Raw genomic sequence first — 16,055 nt, forward strand, 5'->3', positions numbered from 1 at the left:
GAACAGGATGCAAGATGGCCAGCCGAGATGGCTGGCCAAAAGAGATGGCTTAATTGCCGAAGGAGAACTGGATCACCCGATCCGGATAGCGCAGCCGGTCATATTCACGGCGCAGGGATTCATAGTGGCGAATGGCGCGATTGCGCTTGGCGCGGTAGTAGTCGCGCTGCTCGCTGTTGGTCTCGTTGCGGATGCTGCGCTCGAGATCGTCGATATCCCGCTCGGTGCGCTCCAGCTCGTCGCTGATCTCCCGCAGCCGGGTCGCCAGCTGGTACTCTTCATAGCCGCGCTGGTACTGCTTGAGGAAGCTGGCGTCATTGGGACAGACACCGCGATACTCCTGCCCCTCCTTGCCCTTGCTGTAGGCCAGCTCGGGAATGCAGTAGAGCTCCAGCCCCTTGTCGTAACCCCGTTTCCACTCCGCCTCGTCCACCTTGAGGCCATACTCGCCGCAGGTGGAGACGTAGTCCCGCGCCTGATTGCGGGTCTTGCCCTGCTCACCATCCTGATAGCCAAGGTTGTACCAGCTCATGGTGCGGCACTCATCTTCCGACAGGGAGCTGCATCCGGCCAGTAGCAGTGGCAGGGTGAGCAACAGGATCTTCGAGGACATGGACAGACTCCGGAAAAGACAGTGGCTGGCATTCTAGTGAGGATGGGCAGGCAGGACAAGGGAGCCACTCTCGTCACTATCCGCCTCTTTTATCTGATGTTTTTATCACTATCAGGCAGGGGGCGGCCGCTGGAGGCCGCGTCCCTTTCCTTGTTACGGCTTGCAGGGTAAACTGCGCCATCTTTTAACTGGCGCGCAACAAAAACAATGAAAGTCCTGACCGTCGATTACCGCTCACCCGATGCGGCCCAACGCTTCACCGAATCCCTGCGTACCACCGGCTTTGGCGTGTTGACCAACCACCCCATCCCGAAAGAGCTGGTGCAATCCATCTACGACAACTGGTATCGCTTCTTCATGAGCGAGCAGAAACAGGATTTTCTGTTCAACCGCGAAACCCAGGATGGCTACTTCCCGCCATCGGTCTCCGAAGTGGCCAAGGGCCATAGCCAGAAAGATATCAAGGAGTACTTCCACATCTACCCCTGGGGCCAGATGCCGGCAGAGCTGAAAGAGCAGGCGATGGAGTACTATCGTCTGGCCAACGGTCTGGCCGCCGAGCTGCTGGGCTGGGTTGAGCAGCATACCCCGGCCGATATCGCCGCCAACTACAGCTGCCCCCTCTCCTCGATGATCGACGATAGCCAGAAGACCCTGCTGCGGGTGCTGCACTATCCGCCGTTCAACGGCACCGAGGAGCCGGGTGCCATCCGCGCCGCCGCCCACGAGGATATCAACCTGCTCACCATTCTGCCCGCCGCCAACGAGCCAGGTCTGCAGGTGAAGGGTTCCGACGGCGAGTGGATGGATGTGCCGTGCGACTTTGGCACCCTCATCATCAATATCGGTGACATGCTGCAGGAAGCCTCCCGCGGCTACTACCCCTCCACCACCCACCGCGTCATCAACCCGACCGGCGGCAGCGCCAGCAAGTCGCGCATCTCCCTGCCACTGTTCCTCCATCCGCGGCCCGAGGTGGTGCTCTCCGAGCGTCATACCGCCCACAGCTACCTGATGGAGCGGCTGCGCGAGCTGGGCGTCATCTGACCTGCCCTGCCAGTCTGGCATCACCCCAAAACCGGAGCAAAAATGCTCCGGTTTTTATTTGTTGGCACAATCGCGCAAATAAGCGAATTTTATTAGGCAATCGTGCCAATAAATCGTATTTACGGCTGACAAGCTGCGTAGTGATTGCGGACCCCTTTCCGTAATATGAGCGCCATTCTGGCCCAGCCATGGGCCCTCGATTGGAGTTCAAATGATGCAGTCCCAATGGTTCGTCCCGCCTCGGCTATATTCTCGCTGCCGCCGGCTCCGCCGTCGGTATCGGCGCAATCTGGAAGTTTCCCTACGTCACTGCCGTCAACGGCGGTGGTGCCTTTTTGCTGGTCTTTCTGCTGTTCAGCTTCACCCTGGGGGTTGCGGTGCTGATGGGCGAGACCCTGCTTGGCAGCATGAGTCGTCGCGGCGTTGCGGGTGCGTTTGGCGAGCTGCTCGGCAAGCGCTGGAGCTGGGTCGGCGTCATGGGGGTGCTGAGCACCCTGCTGATCTTCTGCTTCTACAGCGTGGTGGGCGGCTGGACCCTGGGTTATACCGGCATGGCCGCTGCCGGCCAGCTCAATCATGGGGATGCGGCGGCCCTCACCGCCCGCTTCAATGACTATGTCAGCGGCGACGTCTGGCCCATTCTCACTCATCTGCTGTTTGCCGCCCTCACTTGGATGGTGGTGCAGGGCGGGATCCAGAAAGGGGTGGAACGCACCCTGCGCTGGATGATGCCGGCCCTGTTCGTGATGATCCTGATGCTGGTCGCTTTTGGCCTTACCCTGCCCAACGCCATGGCGGGGGTACGCCACTTCCTGATGCCCGACTTCAGCAAGCTGGGGATGTCCGGCGTGCTCGACGCCATGGGACTGGCCTTCTTCTCCCTCTCCATCGGTCTGGGTATTCATACCACCTACGGCGCCTACCTGCCCTCCAGTGAAGGGGTTGGTCGCTCCAGCCTCTGGGTGGTGCTGCTGGCCAGCATGGTGGCGGTACTGGCGGGCTTGATGATCTTCCCGGTGCTGGCATCGACCGGTATCGATCCTGCTGCGGGCCCGGGCCTCACCTTCATGACCATGCCGGCGGTGTTCCAGCTGTTGCCCTTCGGTCAGGGTCTGGCGGTGATCTTCTTCTCCCTGCTGGTCTTTGCCGCGCTCTCCTCCGCCATTTCGCTGCTGGAGCACCTGCAGTGCTTCCTGTGCGAAACCTGGGGCTGGTCGCGTCGTAACGCCTGCAGCGCCATCACCCTGTTCGTCATGGTGTGCGGCATTCCGGTCAGCCTGTCGTTTGGCCCGCTGCAACATGTCACCCTGTTTGGCAAAACTATCTTCGAGCTGCTCGACTTCATCACCTCCAACCTGATGATGCCGCTGTTCGGCCTGATGCTGACGCTGCTGCTGGGCTGGAAACTGGGGCGCAAGGCGCTGCCGCAAGGGCTCTCTGCCCACTGGCATCACCTGCTGATGAACTGCTGGCGCTGGATTGCTCCGCTGCTGATCGGCGGGATCCTGGTTCGCGGTCTTATCTGAGGATCAATGATGATGGGTGGGCTCACCGGCCCGCCCATCTATGGCTCTCACCTTGTCCAGGGCACGTTGCCAACGGACTATCTCACCATCGTCAGTGGCTCTGGAGAAGGCGATGTAGAGGCCAGCCTCATGGAGCAGCACGCCACTGCTGGCCACGCTGTGACGGGATAACCCCATCTTGTCGAGGGTGGCATCCATGACTCTCTCCGCCATCGGCAAGGCATCAATCTTGCCCAGCATCAGCCGCTCGATGGCCTCTGTCACCGTTTTGTAGCGCACCAGATTGGTGTAGCCCTCGTGGGTCAGCCGCACATCATCCGCATTGCCAAGCACCACCCCCACTCTAGGCAGTTGACGCAGCTGGGCCAGTTCGGTCAGTGGCCGGGCACTGCCCGGCGCCTGATAGATAAAGACCCGGTTGATAAAAAGCGGGCCCACCCATTTGAACAACGCCTCCCGCTCCGGGATCCGCTGCACCACAAAGAGCGCGTAACCCGGCTCGACCTGAGTCAGCGCCAGCGCGCGCTTGAGCGGATAGAGCCGAACGGGATAATCACTACCCAGCTCATGCTGCACCTGCTGCACCAGCCGAATGGCCAGACCGTCGAGTTTGCCGTCGCGGGACTCGGTAAAGGGGGGTAGATCATGACTTAGCAGCGTTAATCCCGGCTGGGCCGACAAGCTCAGACTCAACAACAGCCAGGGCAAAACCATCCATCTCATACGACATCCTGTTTCATGTTTGGCGACTGCCGGGTCAGCTGATGACCGCAAGTTCCACAAGAAGCTAGCTGGATTATCGCCCAGTAACGGGTGAAAAGGGATAAAAGATAGGGCACACCAGCCCCGCCTCTGCGGTGAATCATGAATGCAGCCCATCGCCATCAAAAAAAATTTATTTTATGTGTCAATTTTTCTTTCCATGGTTTAGGCTGTCCCCTCATTCACTATTCAGGCTGTCACCCATGTCTGCCATCCTCGTGCTGTTTGGTCGATTTTTTATCTCGCAAGAGAGGTGACCTTGCACGCACAGTTTTCTGAATGTTCATTGCAAAGGTCGCCTCGGGCGGCCTTTTTGTTGTCTGTCGTTTATTGCTACAGAGGAGTATTGCTTCGATGTCGTGTTACCCGGAGGTTGTATGAGCCAGGTTCAGTGGTCTTCCCGTCTCGGTCATGTGTTGGCCGCAGCAGGCACAGCGATTGGCCTTGGTGCCATCTGGAAGTTTCCCTATGTGACCGCCACCAATGGCGGCGGCGCCTTCCTGCTGGTGTTTCTGCTGTTCAGCTTCACCCTGGGGGTAGCAGTACAGGTCGGCGAGACCCTGCTCGGCAGCCATAGCCAGCGCGGGGTGCTCGGCGCCTTCCGCAAGCTGGTGGGGCCGAACTGGCGCTGGATGGGGTATATGGGGATCGCCTGCGGCTTCTTTATCTACAGCTTCTACAGCGTGGTGGGTGGCTGGACCGTGGGTTATGCCGCATTGGCGATGGCAGGCAAGCTCAACCTGAGCGAAGGAAGCGCCCTCACCGCTCTGTTCAATGGCTATGTCAGCAACCCCTGGTGGCCGGTGCTGACCCATCTGATCTTTGCCGGGCTCACCTGGTGGTTCGTGCAGGGAGGCATTCAGAAAGGGGTGGAGCGGGCACTGCGCTGGATGATGCCAGCGCTGTTCATCATGATGTTGCTGCTGGTGGGGGTTGGCCTCTCCATGCCGGGCTCCATGGCGGGCGTGCGCCAGCTGCTGCTGCCGGACTTCTCCATGCTGACCGGCCAGAGCGTGCTGGATGCGCTGGGACTGGCCTTCTTCTCCCTCTCCATCGGGCTCGGTGTACATACCACCTATGGTGCCTACCTGCCCAATAGCGACGGCGTGGTGCGCTCCGGCGTCTGGGTCGTTACCCTGGCCAGCCTGATCTCGGTGCTGGCGGGGCTGATGATCTTCCCGGCGCTGGCCTCCACCGGCATCGACCCCACTGCCGGGCCCGGGCTCACCTTTATGACCATGCCCGCCGTCTTTAGCCATCTGCCGTTCGGTCAGGGGCTGGGGGTGGTCTTCTTCCTGCTGCTGCTGGTCGCCGCGCTCTCCTCCTCCATCTCCATGCTGGAGCATCTGGTGCGCTTCACCACCGAGGAGTGGGGCTGGTCACGCCGTGGTGCCTGCCGGGTGTTGACCCTGCTCATCATGGCTTCCGGCATTCCGGTGAGCCTGTCATTCGGCCCATGGAGCGATCTGACCCTGTTTGGCAAGACCATCTTCGAGCTGCTCGACTACCTCACCTCCAACCTGATGATGCCGCTGTTTGGTCTGGTACTGACCCTGCTGCTGGGCTGGCGACTGGGTGATGCCATTCTGCCTGCAAGCCTGTCACCCTCTTTGCGCCTTGCGCTGCTCTGGTGCTGGCGCGTGGTGGCGCCGCTGCTGATCAGCGGGATCCTGATCCGCGGGATCATGTAACGTCGACCATCCCGATGAGGGCAGGCTCTGGCCTGCCCTTTTTCTTGCCGCTCACCAGAAACGACAGTCAAGGAGCGGCAATAAGATGAGCAGGCATCAACAGACCAAGAGCGGGAATGGAAAGGGCGCTTGGATAAGACAGGAGCAGACGGGATAGGTTAAGAGATCGAGCAATAGAAAATGCTGCTCACTGAATTTCAGGCAAAAAAAATCCCCATCTGAGTGGGGACTTTCTCTGCAACCGCAGCTGATATCTCAGCCTCGCTTGCGAATATGGTGGTCGTTACTGGGATCGAACCAGTGACCCCCTCCTTGTAAGGGAGGTGCTCTCCCAGCTGAGCTAAACGACCTGGGATTCTGAAATGATGGTGGGTCGTGCTGGATTCGAACCAGCGACCAATTGATTAAAAGTCAACTGCTCTACCGACTGAGCTAACGACCCATCTAAATCATTTTTAACAAACTGGTGGTCGTTACTGGGATCGAACCAGTGACCCCCTCCTTGTAAGGGAGGTGCTCTCCCAGCTGAGCTAAACGACCTGGGATTCTGAAATGATGGTGGGTCGTGCTGGATTCGAACCAGCGACCAATTGATTAAAAGTCAACTGCTCTACCGACTGAGCTAACGACCCATCTAAATCATTTTTTTACAAACTGGTGGTCGTTACTGGGATCGAACCAGTGACCCCCTCCTTGTAAGGGAGGTGCTCTCCCAGCTGAGCTAAACGACCTGGGAATTCTGAAATGATGGTGGGTCGTGCTGGATTCGAACCAGCGACCAATTGATTAAAAGTCAACTGCTCTACCGACTGAGCTAACGACCCATCTAAATCATTTTTTATAAACTGGTGGTCGTTACTGGGATCGAACCAGTGACCCCCTCCTTGTAAGGGAGGTGCTCTCCCAGCTGAGCTAAACGACCTGGGAATTCTGAAATGATGGTGGGTCGTGCTGGATTCGAACCAGCGACCAATTGATTAAAAGTCAACTGCTCTACCGACTGAGCTAACGACCCATCTGAATCATTTTTTAAACTTTTTACTACAAATATGGTGGTCGTTACTGGGATCGAACCAGTGACCCCCTCCTTGTAAGGGAGGTGCTCTCCCAGCTGAGCTAAACGACCTGGGAATTCTGAAATGATGGTGGGTCGTGCTGGATTCGAACCAGCGACCAATTGATTAAAAGTCAACTGCTCTACCGACTGAGCTAACGACCCATCTAAATCATTTTTTACAAACTGGTGGTCGTTACTGGGATCGAACCAGTGACCCCCTCCTTGTAAGGGAGGTGCTCTCCCAGCTGAGCTAAACGACCTGGGAATTCTGTCTCCACCTGGTGGAGAAAATGGTGGGTCGTGCTGGATTCGAACCAGCGACCAATTGATTAAAAGTCAACTGCTCTACCGACTGAGCTAACGACCCTCACCACGACCAGTACCGACTGCATTACTGCTTCGGCTCTGACGGCGGCCTATATTACGGATTTAAATTTCCGGTGCAACAGAAAATTCGTAATTTAAATCCGTTTGCTCACTGTGCGTACAAATGCAGGCTGTTTTTACAGTACCGTTACGAAAACAGTGACATACGGCAATGTTACAGCTTGCTCAGGCTCTGCTTCGCCAGCTGTGCCGGAGAGGTGTTGGGGTAACCCTTGATCACCTGCTCGTAGAACGCTTTCGCCTCGGCCTTCTTGCCATCCAGCTGTGACAGCATCCCCAGCTTCAGCAGTGCATCGGCGCGCTTGGGCGACTTGCTGTACTTGTTGGCGACGGTAGAGAACTGGGCAGCAGCACCGGCTCGGTCACCCTTGTTGAACAGCAGCTGGCCCAGCCAGTAGTGTGCATTGGGGACATAGCTTGAACTGGGGTACTGCTTGATGAAGCCCTGGAAAGCCGGAATGGCTTTGTCGTAGTTCTTCTCTTTGAGCACCATGTTCACGGCAGCGTCGTAGGCCTGATTCTCGTCCTGATTGGTCGAGTAGTTGACGGCCGGGGCCGGATTGGCAGCGGTGGCTGCAGCTGGTGCGGCGGCGGCCGGAGCAGCGGCCTGCTGCTGGCTGCTCACCTTGTCCAGCTCCTGGTAGAGCTGACGCTGACGCTCTTGCGACTGCTCCATCTGGTAGGTCTGCTGCTCCAGCTGACCACGCAGCTCGGAGACCTCCCCTTGCAGGGAGTCGACCTGCTGCTGCAAGTCGGCTTGCAAGCGCAGACGGGCGTTCAGGGTGCGCTCCAGCAGGGCAACCCGATCTTCGAGGCTACCGGTGGGCACGATGGCGCCGTTATTGCCACTCAGGACAACGCCGCCGGAATCCCCCCCCAAATCGCTGACCGGAGCCGCGGCGTGGGCAGAGACTGCAAATAAAACGGCCATCGAAATGGCCGCTTGCTTATACACAAAATTCATCCGTATAGAACCTTAGTAAACCAGAACCGCACGGCGGTTTTTGGCAAAGGCTTCCTCGGTGTGGGACAGATCCAGCGGCTTCTCTTCGCCATAGCTGACGATGGAGAGCTGCTCGGCCTGCACACCCAGGGTTTGCAGATACTTGGCAACAGCCTTGGCACGACGCTCACCCAGAGCGATGTTGTACTCCGGAGTACCGCGCTCATCGGCGTGGCCTTCGATCAGTACTTTCACGCTCGGACGCTCGCGCAGGTAGCTGGCATGGGCATCCAGCAGATCAGCGTACTGACCCTGGATTTCGTAGCCGTCAAACGGGAAGTAGATGACGTTGTCGCGCTGCAGCGCTTCGAACTTCTGACGCATCTGCTCTTCCGGGGACAACATGCCGTTGGCGCCACCGGTTTGTACACCGCCCATGCCGTCGGTCATACCTGATTCGGCACCAGCAGAGCCTGAATCAGAAGAGGAGCTACAAGCAGCCAGGGTGAACAGTGGCAGTGCGATGGCCAAACCCTTGAGCAGTTTATTGAGTTGCATGCTATTTCCTTAAACCTTTATAACAAAACAAAAAACAATTGGATTTTTATCAATTCAAGAAGGGCGACCAAGCTGGTGCACGAATTTCACCGCTACTGGTCGGAAGCACAGCCTTGAAGCGACCATCAGTCGACACCAACGCAAGACTCTTACGACCCTGATAGATGGTGGCATAAATGATCATGCTGCCATTGGGAGCCACACTTGGGGACTCGTCCAGTGCACTCTGAGTCAGGACCAACTGGGCATTGGTGTCCATATCCTGACGGGCAATACGGTATTGCCCTTGAACCCGGGTCACCATCACCATGATCTTGCCATCAGGTGTGATGGATGCGCCCTGATTGGATTCACCTTCCCAGGTCATCCGGCGAGTCATGCCAGTCGCCAAATTTACGCTATAAATCTGGGGTTTGCCACCACGTTCAGAGGTGAACAGCAAATTTTGCCCGTCCGGCATCCAGGAGGGTTCGGTGTCGATTACCCGGCTGGTGGTGACCCTGGTCAACTGCTTGCTAGCGACATCAACAACATAGAGGTTAGGTGACCCGTCCTTGGAGAGAACGATAGCCAGACGACGACCATCCGGAGACCACTCCGGCGCACCGTTGATACCGCGGAAGCTGGTGATCAGGCTGCGCTGCTGGGTGTAGATATCCTGCACGTAAATCTCGGATTTCTGGTTCTCGAAGCTCACGTAGGCCAGCTTGCTGCCATCCGGCGACCAGGCCGGGGACATCAGCGGCTCGCGGGAGCGCAGCAGGGTCTTCTCGTTGTAACCGTCGTAGTCGGAGATCCGCAGCTGATACGGGAACTGGGTCCCCTGCTGTACGGAAACGTAAGCCAGACGAGTCAGGAAGGCGCCACGCTCGCCAGTCAGACGCTCATAGACGATGTCGGAGATGCGGTGGGCGAACTGACGCATCTGGGCACCCGGGATGGTCGCCATGCGGCTATCCAGGATGTAACCGTTGCTCTCGCCACCCTGCGCCTTGGCCAACTGGCCCTTGAGCACATCGACCAGCTCGAAGTTGATCTTGTAGGTGCCGTCACCCACGGCGGCGATGGAGCCTACCACCACAGCCTCGACCCCCTGGGCAGCCCAGGGTGCGAAGTTGATTTCGCTGCTGCTGCTCGGGGTCTGCGGCATCTGGCTGCGCGCCAGCGGCTTGAACTTGCCGCTGCGCATCAGGTCGTTGGAGACCACTTCCGCGATATCCTGCGGCAGCTGGCCGTTGCCTTCCCACTTGAAGGGGGCAACGGCGACGGGACGGGCGCTGTCAATACCGCCAGTGATGACGATATCCAGAGCCGCATGGGCACTCTGGCCCAGCAGCAAACAACCAACCAAAGCAAAAAACACTTTTCTGATCATGGCTTAAATACTCGGTTCCAATTTGAGGTTAAATTCCTTCAACATCTCGAATGCCGCAGGATCCTTCGGCACCGGCAGCTGGTTGGCCTTCAATACGGCCGCTTTACCGGAACGACATACCGCCGGGTCACCCTGGCCGTTATCCACCGAAATGACAAAGCCACTGCTCGCAAGACGTACGCCGATAGTACATGTTTTGCCCCGCATGGTGGGATCCAAAATCATATAACGCTCAACAGTGGCCTTGATGAGTGCCGCATATTTGTCGACTTCACCCTTGGCTGCCGCCGATGCAGCCTGACTGCGCGCATTGGCTTCAGCCGCCATCTGCTGCTCCATCATGGCTTCCATCTCTTTCTGCAGCTTGGCCTCTTCTGCCTTGCGCTTGCGCTCGGCATCCGCCTTGGCCTTCTTCTCGGCTTCGGCTTTGGCTTTTTTCTCTGCGTCAGCTTTTGCCTTTTTATCAGCCTCTTCCTTGGCCTTCTTCTCGGCCTCGGCTTTGGCTTTCTTCTCAGCTTCTGCCTTCGCTTTTTTCTCAGCTTCGGCTTTGGCCTTCTTCTCGGCTTCCGCTTTCTTGGCCTTGGCCTCTTCAGCCTTGGCTTTCTCTTCCGCCTGTTTTTTCTCGAGCTCTTTCTTTTTCTTCAGCGCGAGCGCCTTGGCATCTTCCGCCGCTTTCTTCTCGGCCTCTGCCTTCTTGGCTTTTTGCTCTTCCAGCTTGCGGGCTTCCTCGGCTTTCTGGGCCTTCTCTTCCGCCTGCTTCTGCTCAGCCTCTTTCTTCTGCTTTTCGGCTTCTGCCTTGCGGGTCGCCTCTTCGGCCTGCTTGCGCTTGGTCTCGGCAATACGCAGGCGCTCCTGCTGCTCGGCCAGCTCGCGCTTGGCGAGATCCGTGTCTTCCTTATCCTTCTCTTTCTCTACCTTCTGAGGCTTGGGCTGAGATTTCTGCTGCTGGATCTGCTTGGCCTGTTCGTTGAGGAAGTTTTCATCGAGCATGACAGCTTGGATGACTCCCTGCGACTCGGGCCGCTTCGGCTTGCTGAAGTCGAGACCGACAAACAGGATGATGCCGATGATCAGGTGCAGCAGAAACGATGCGATGAGATAACCGGAAATACCACGCTTCACATCCATCTCCGTCAATTCACCGGATCAGTCATCAGGCCCACCTGAGGCACACCGGCTTTCTTGAGAGCCACCATCAACAGGATCACCTCTTCGTAGCGCACCGACTTGTCACCGGCCACCACCACGGGTGCGTTCTGGTTGATGGCCAGATAGCCCATGGCTTTCTCGGTGATGTACTGCTGCATCGCTTCGGGCGTGCCGCTGGGTACCGGCTCATCCTCGGCTTCGCCAGCCTTGATGACATACTCGCCATCGGTGTTGACGCTGACGATGAAGGGCGGCTTGGCATCTTCCGGCAACTGCTCGGATTCCGCCTGCGGCAGGTCAACCTTGACCCCCTGGGTGATCACCGGCGTTACCGCCATGAAGATGATAAGCAGCACCAGCATGACGTCGATATAGGGAACCACGTTGATCTCGGCCACCTTCTTGCGCCGGATCCGCTGATAGGTTTGCATTACTGATCACCCTGCTGCTGTGCAATTTGACGGTTCAGAATGGTAGTGAACTCGTCCATGAAGTTGGCATAGGCGTTCTCCAGCTTTTCCACCTTGTTGGAGAAGCGGTTGTAGAAGATAACGGCCGGGATGGCGGCAAACAGACCCATGGCGGTGGCGATCAGCGCTTCCGCGATACCGGGGGCTACCATCTGCAGGGTCGCCTGTTGCACCTGACCCAGGGCGATAAAGGCGTTCATGATCCCCCATACGGTACCAAACAGGCCGATATAGGGACTGATGGAGCCGATGGTCGCCAGGATGGGCAGGTTGGATTCGAGATCGTCCACCGCACGGGAGAGGGAGACGCGCATGGCACGGTAGGTACCGTCCATCACCGCATCCTGACCGCGGGCACCGGCCTTCAGCAAGCGGGCATACTCCTTGAAACCGGAGTAGAAGATATCTTCCATGCCTTCGATGTCATCGCGGCGGGAAGAGGACTCCTGATAGAGGCGATTGAGATCAACCCCGGACCAGAAGCGATCTTCAAACTGCTCAGATGCGATATTGGCAGCCTTGATCGCCTTGGAGCGCTGGATAATCAGCGCCCAGGAGACAATCGACATGCTCATCAGGGTCATCATGACCAGTTTTACCAACAGGCTGGCTTGCCAAAACAGGCCAATAAACGAAATTTCAGCGTGCACTTACAGCACTCCCTTCACATTTACAGGTATTGCAACAGGTTTCATTTGCGGATGACTGACACAGGCTATCTGTACCATGGCCTGGGTGACCAGTCGCCCATCAGCCGCCAGGATCTGCTGTGAAAAACGCATGGATGCGCGTTTCACTTCAGTCACTTGCGTTAACACATTCAAAAGTTCATTAAAACGGGCCGCCGAGCGGAAATCGATCTCTGTTCGACTCACGACGAAGGCATATCCCTCCTGCAGCAAGACGTCCTGTTCGACCCCTTTGGCACGAAGGAACTCGGTGCGAGCACGTTCCATAAACTTGAGATAATTGGCGTTGTAGACGATGCCCCCGGCGTCGGTGTCCTCGTAATAGACACGCACCGGAAACTCATGGACTTCCCCCATAACAATCTGTGATCCATTCGACAGTCAGATGGGGGGCTATCATAGCGCAGGGCTGAATAGGAAAGAAGCAGGGGGAAGCAGGGAAATCCTGCCTCCCCCTGTTTTTTATGAGAGGAAATATGAATGTGTCAGCCAAAGGCCATACAACAAACTGGGCCAGGCGAGCCAAGGGTTAAACAGGATCCGCCCGAACACGCTTTTCAGATGAAAGCCGAGTCCGTTCAGGATGCCGCAGCAGACTGCCCACATCAGCCAGAACGACAACCAGTGGCCGTGGCTGCTGGTGTTGGCTGCTATCAGATTGGGGGCCTGCAAAATAGCGACGGCCAACAAGGCCGCCGCGAGCAACATCAACCCTTGCCATGGCTGGCGCTCCAGTGGAGCAGCCAGCCTAGCCAGTCGATCACTTATCCTCATCGATCTGACGATCCATGTTCTCGGTATGTTCCAACCACAGCGCATTGATGATGCCAAATGCACAGGCCAGCAGCAGACCCAAGATCCAGGTGAAATACCACATTATCAGGGCTCCTCTTAGTAGGCCGAATGTTGGTTATCTTCGATGTGCTTGTTGGTCACCCGGCCAAACATCTTGATGTAGGTCCAGATGGTGTAACCCAGCACAATCGGTACGAAGATAGCTGCGGCCACTGTCATCACCTGCAGGGTGTTGAAAGAGGCAGTGGTATCCCACATGGTCAGGCTCTGTGACGGCTCAAGGCTTGAGGGCATCACGAACGGGAACATGGAGAAACCGGCAGTCAGGATCACGCCAGCCATCGCCAGGGAGGAGGTAGTGAACGCTACCCAACCTTTGTTCAGCATGGCGAACAGCGCAGTCAGCAGGCTCATGGAGAGACCCAGTACCGGCGCGGCAATCATCCACGGGTAGAGGCTGTAGTTGTTCATCCAGGCGCCAGCCTGCAGCACAACTTCCTTGCCCAGCGGATTGGAGACCGCATCGTTGGCCGCAGCCTTGACGATGACATAGCCTTCCATGCCGCTAACCCACCAGCCAGCCACCGCGAACAGCACCAGCAGCAGCAGCGAGCTGCCGATGGCGGCGGTACGGGAGCGAGCCAGCACTTCGCCTTCGGTCTTCATCATCAGCCAGGTCGCGCCCTGAGCCAGGAACATGCTGAGGCTGACGATACCGGCCAGCAGGCCGAACGGGTTGAGCAGGCCGAAGAAGTTGCCGTGATAGGTGGACATCAGGAACTGGTTGAATTCGAACGGCACGCCCTGCAGCAGGTTACCGAACGCGACGCCGAACACGATGGGCGGAACCGCACCACCGATAAACAGGCACCAGTCCCAGTTGTTGCGCCATCTCGGGCTCTCCAGCTTGGAACGGTAGTCAAAACCGACCGGACGGAAGAAGAGCGCCATCAGGGTCAGGATCATCGCCACATAGAAGCCGGAGAACGCAGTTGCGTAAACCAGCGGCCAGGCAGCGAACAGAGCACCACCCGCAGTGATCAGCCACACCTGGTTGCCGTCCCAGTGGGGGGCAATGGAGTTGATCATGACGCGACGCTCGATATCTTTCTTGCCGACGAAGGGGAGCAGTGCGCCCACCCCCATGTCGAAGCCGTCAGTGATGGCGAAGCCAATCAGCAGTACGCCGACCAGTACCCACCAGATGACACGCAGAGTTTCGTAATCAAACATGGTCACTCTCCTTATGCCTTGAGCTGTTCAAAGTGATACTTGCCGGTCTTCAGGCTGCTTGGGCCGAGACGGGCAAACTTGAACATCAGGTACATCTCGATCACCAGCAGCACTGTGTAGAACAGGCAGATACCGATCAGAGAGAACCAGATTTCAGCGGCAGGCACATTGGAAGCGGAGACCGAGGTCGGCAGCACTTCGGCAATGGTTCAGGGCTGACGACCATATTCGGCAACGAACCAGCCAGCTTCGATAGCGATCCACGGCAGCGGAATACCCCACAGCAAGCCCTTGAGCAGCCACTTGCGCTGGCCGATCTGGTGACGGGCACTGTCATAGAAGGCCATACCGATCAGCACCAGCATCAGCATGCCGACGGCAACCATGATGCGGAAAGCGAAGAACAGCGGCAGTACCTGCGGGATGGAGTCATCCACGGCGGCCTTGATCTGCTCGTCGGTAGCGTCGGTCACATTGCTGGTGTAGCGCTTGAGCAGCAGACCGTAACCCAGATCCTGCTTCACTTCATCGAAGCGAGCGCGGGTTTCGTCAGACTTGTCACCAGACTGCAGCTTGGTCAGCAGATCGTAAGCGGTCATACCGTTACGCACGCGCAGTTCGTGCTCGCTCTTCAGATCCTTGAGACCGGTGACCTGAGTATCAAGGGAACGAGTCGCGATGATGCCCATGGCATAGGGGATCTTGATGGCGTAGTCGGTGCGCATCTCTTCCTGATTCGGAATACCGAACAGGGTAAAGGCAGCCGGAGCAGGCTCAGTCTCCCACTCGGCTTCGATGGCAGCCAGTTTCACCTTCTGCACTTCACCGGTCTCGTAACCGGACTCGTCACCCAGCACCAGTACGGAGAGGATGGAAGCCATACCGAAAGCGGCAGCGATGGCGAAAGAGCGACGGGCAAAGGCCACATCACGATTCTTCAGCAGGTAGTAGGAGGAGATGCCCAGAACGAACATGGCGCCACAGGTATAGCCAGCCGCCACGGTGTGGACGAACTTGACCTGAGCAACCGGGTTGAAGACCAGGTCTGCGAAGCTCACCATCTCCATCCGCATGGATTCGAAGTTGAACTCGGCACCAACCGGGTTCTGCATCCAGCCGTTGGCAACCAGGATCCAGAGGGCAGATAGGTTGGTACCCAGCGCCATCAACCAGGTCGCAACCAGGTGTTGATGCTTGCTCAGGCGATCCCAACCGAAGAAGAACATGCCGACGAAAGTAGATTCAAGGAAGAAAGCCATCAGACCTTCGATAGCCAGTGGGGCCCCGAAGATGTCGCCAACATAGTGGGAGTAGTAAGCCCAGTTGGTTCCGAACTGGAACTCCATGGTCAAACCGGTCGTTACCCCGAGGGCGAAGTTAATGGCGAACAACTTACCCCAGAACTTGGTCATGTCCTTGTAGATGGGGTTGTTGGTCATAACATAGACAGATTCCATGATCGCGAGAATGAAGGTCATTCCCAGCGTCAGGGGGACAAACAAGAAGTGATAAAGGGCCGTCGCAGCGAACTGGAACCGCGATAGGTCGACCACATGCTCAGCAATCATGATGTTTCCTCACCGATTATTGGCACGGCTATTTTAAGTTTTAAGCACAAAGCTTCCGTTGATGGCCATCAAATGGGTCCCGCCATGAGCACTCACAACAAAACCCCATTACTAACAACCAGCATTAACAACAAGGCAATAACTGAGAACAAAGAAAGCTAATGTTTAACATTTATAAAACAACCAGCTGGA

At 57.1% G+C, this 16,055-nt stretch carries 14 protein-coding genes, 12 tRNA genes and 2 pseudogenes; 3 read left to right on the forward strand and 25 right to left on the reverse strand.

Going from position 1 to position 16,055, the window contains the following annotated elements; translation table 11 throughout:
- Window positions 1-49: 49 nt before the first annotated feature.
- Window positions 50-613 (reverse strand): DUF2799 domain-containing protein, encoded by a 564-nt coding sequence (locus WE862_RS00655; protein ID WP_042030775.1) that lies wholly within the window; start codon window positions 611-613, stop codon window positions 50-52.
- Window positions 614-820: 207 nt separating this feature from the next.
- Here WE862_RS00655 and WE862_RS00660 point away from each other — a divergent pair, with 207 nt between their 5' ends.
- Together WE862_RS00660 and WE862_RS00665 are read left to right on the forward strand one after the other, a co-directional pair.
- Window positions 821-1,660, forward strand: coding sequence for an isopenicillin N synthase family dioxygenase (locus WE862_RS00660; protein ID WP_042030776.1), 840 nt, complete (start codon window positions 821-823; stop codon window positions 1,658-1,660).
- Window positions 1,661-1,871: 211 nt separating this feature from the next.
- A pseudogene (locus WE862_RS00665) lies at window positions 1,872-3,186 on the forward strand (sodium-dependent transporter).
- A 3-nt stretch (window positions 3,187-3,189) separates the two neighbouring features.
- Here WE862_RS00665 and WE862_RS00670 read toward each other — a convergent pair.
- Window positions 3,190-3,909, reverse strand: coding sequence for a substrate-binding periplasmic protein (locus WE862_RS00670; protein ID WP_042030777.1), 720 nt, complete (start codon window positions 3,907-3,909; stop codon window positions 3,190-3,192).
- Window positions 3,910-4,325: 416 nt separating this feature from the next.
- Here WE862_RS00670 and WE862_RS00675 point away from each other — a divergent pair, with 416 nt between their 5' ends.
- Complete coding sequence (locus WE862_RS00675; protein ID WP_042030779.1) at window positions 4,326-5,639, forward strand: sodium-dependent transporter; 1,314 nt, start codon at window positions 4,326-4,328, stop codon at window positions 5,637-5,639.
- Window positions 5,640-5,913: 274 nt separating this feature from the next.
- Here WE862_RS00675 and WE862_RS00680 read toward each other — a convergent pair.
- The 23 genes and pseudogenes from WE862_RS00680 to WE862_RS00790 form a co-directional block, all read right to left on the reverse strand.
- Window positions 5,914-5,989: transfer RNA gene (locus WE862_RS00680), tRNA-Val, on the reverse strand.
- Window positions 5,990-6,005: 16 nt separating this feature from the next.
- A tRNA-Lys gene (locus WE862_RS00685) sits at window positions 6,006-6,081 on the reverse strand.
- 22 nt (window positions 6,082-6,103) lie between these two features.
- Window positions 6,104-6,179: transfer RNA gene (locus WE862_RS00690), tRNA-Val, on the reverse strand.
- A gap of 16 nt (window positions 6,180-6,195) precedes the next feature.
- Window positions 6,196-6,271, reverse strand: a tRNA-Lys gene (locus tag WE862_RS00695).
- Window positions 6,272-6,294: 23 nt separating this feature from the next.
- Window positions 6,295-6,370, reverse strand: a tRNA-Val gene (locus WE862_RS00700).
- 17 nt (window positions 6,371-6,387) lie between these two features.
- Window positions 6,388-6,463, reverse strand: a tRNA-Lys gene (locus tag WE862_RS00705).
- 22 nt (window positions 6,464-6,485) lie between these two features.
- Window positions 6,486-6,561, reverse strand: a tRNA-Val gene (locus WE862_RS00710).
- Between the two features lie 17 nt (window positions 6,562-6,578).
- A tRNA-Lys gene (locus WE862_RS00715) sits at window positions 6,579-6,654 on the reverse strand.
- A 35-nt stretch (window positions 6,655-6,689) separates the two neighbouring features.
- Window positions 6,690-6,765: transfer RNA gene (locus WE862_RS00720), tRNA-Val, on the reverse strand.
- 17 nt (window positions 6,766-6,782) lie between these two features.
- Window positions 6,783-6,858, reverse strand: a tRNA-Lys gene (locus tag WE862_RS00725).
- A gap of 22 nt (window positions 6,859-6,880) precedes the next feature.
- Window positions 6,881-6,956: transfer RNA gene (locus WE862_RS00730), tRNA-Val, on the reverse strand.
- A gap of 31 nt (window positions 6,957-6,987) precedes the next feature.
- Window positions 6,988-7,063, reverse strand: a tRNA-Lys gene (locus WE862_RS00735).
- 174 nt (window positions 7,064-7,237) lie between these two features.
- On the reverse strand, window positions 7,238-8,047 hold the full coding sequence (gene ybgF / locus WE862_RS00740) for a tol-pal system protein YbgF (RefSeq protein WP_042032553.1): 810 nt from the start codon (window positions 8,045-8,047) through the stop codon (window positions 7,238-7,240).
- Window positions 8,048-8,059: 12 nt separating this feature from the next.
- Window positions 8,060-8,584 carry a peptidoglycan-associated lipoprotein Pal gene (pal, locus tag WE862_RS00745; RefSeq protein WP_033113510.1) on the reverse strand — a complete coding sequence of 175 codons (525 nt, stop codon included), beginning with the start codon at window positions 8,582-8,584 and terminating at the stop codon, window positions 8,060-8,062.
- Between the two features lie 49 nt (window positions 8,585-8,633).
- Window positions 8,634-9,959: a Tol-Pal system beta propeller repeat protein TolB gene (gene tolB / locus WE862_RS00750; RefSeq protein ID WP_041209179.1), complete on the reverse strand. Its 1,326-nt coding sequence runs from the start codon at window positions 9,957-9,959 to the stop codon at window positions 8,634-8,636.
- A gap of 3 nt (window positions 9,960-9,962) precedes the next feature.
- Window positions 9,963-11,087, reverse strand: coding sequence for a cell envelope integrity protein TolA (tolA, locus tag WE862_RS00755; protein ID WP_042032555.1), 1,125 nt, complete (start codon window positions 11,085-11,087; stop codon window positions 9,963-9,965).
- A 5-nt stretch (window positions 11,088-11,092) separates the two neighbouring features.
- A complete protein-coding gene (tolR, locus tag WE862_RS00760; RefSeq protein WP_033113513.1) occupies window positions 11,093-11,539 on the reverse strand; it encodes a protein TolR in 447 nt (148 codons plus the stop codon).
- Window positions 11,539-12,216, reverse strand: coding sequence for a protein TolQ (gene tolQ, locus WE862_RS00765; RefSeq protein WP_215803751.1), 678 nt, complete (start codon window positions 12,214-12,216; stop codon window positions 11,539-11,541). Before tolQ ends, tolR begins: the two co-directional genes overlap by 1 nt.
- Before the next feature lie 12 nt (window positions 12,217-12,228).
- Complete coding sequence (gene ybgC, locus WE862_RS00770; RefSeq protein WP_033113515.1) at window positions 12,229-12,624, reverse strand: tol-pal system-associated acyl-CoA thioesterase; 396 nt, start codon at window positions 12,622-12,624, stop codon at window positions 12,229-12,231.
- 105 nt (window positions 12,625-12,729) lie between these two features.
- Window positions 12,730-12,975, reverse strand: coding sequence for a cyd operon YbgE family protein (locus WE862_RS00775; protein ID WP_081849344.1), 246 nt, complete (start codon window positions 12,973-12,975; stop codon window positions 12,730-12,732).
- Window positions 12,976-13,027: 52 nt separating this feature from the next.
- Window positions 13,028-13,144 (reverse strand): cytochrome bd-I oxidase subunit CydX, encoded by a 117-nt coding sequence (gene cydX / locus WE862_RS00780; RefSeq protein WP_026456928.1) that lies wholly within the window; start codon window positions 13,142-13,144, stop codon window positions 13,028-13,030.
- Between the two features lie 14 nt (window positions 13,145-13,158).
- Entirely contained in the window at window positions 13,159-14,295 is a 1,137-nt protein-coding gene (cydB, locus tag WE862_RS00785) for a cytochrome d ubiquinol oxidase subunit II (RefSeq protein WP_041209183.1), read from the reverse strand.
- 11 nt (window positions 14,296-14,306) lie between these two features.
- Window positions 14,307-15,863 (reverse strand): annotated as a pseudogene (locus WE862_RS00790) (cytochrome ubiquinol oxidase subunit I).
- Window positions 15,864-16,055: the final 192 nt, after the last annotated feature.

The organism is Aeromonas jandaei (assembly GCF_037890695.1).
GTDB classification, from domain to species: domain Bacteria; phylum Pseudomonadota; class Gammaproteobacteria; order Enterobacterales; family Aeromonadaceae; genus Aeromonas; species Aeromonas jandaei.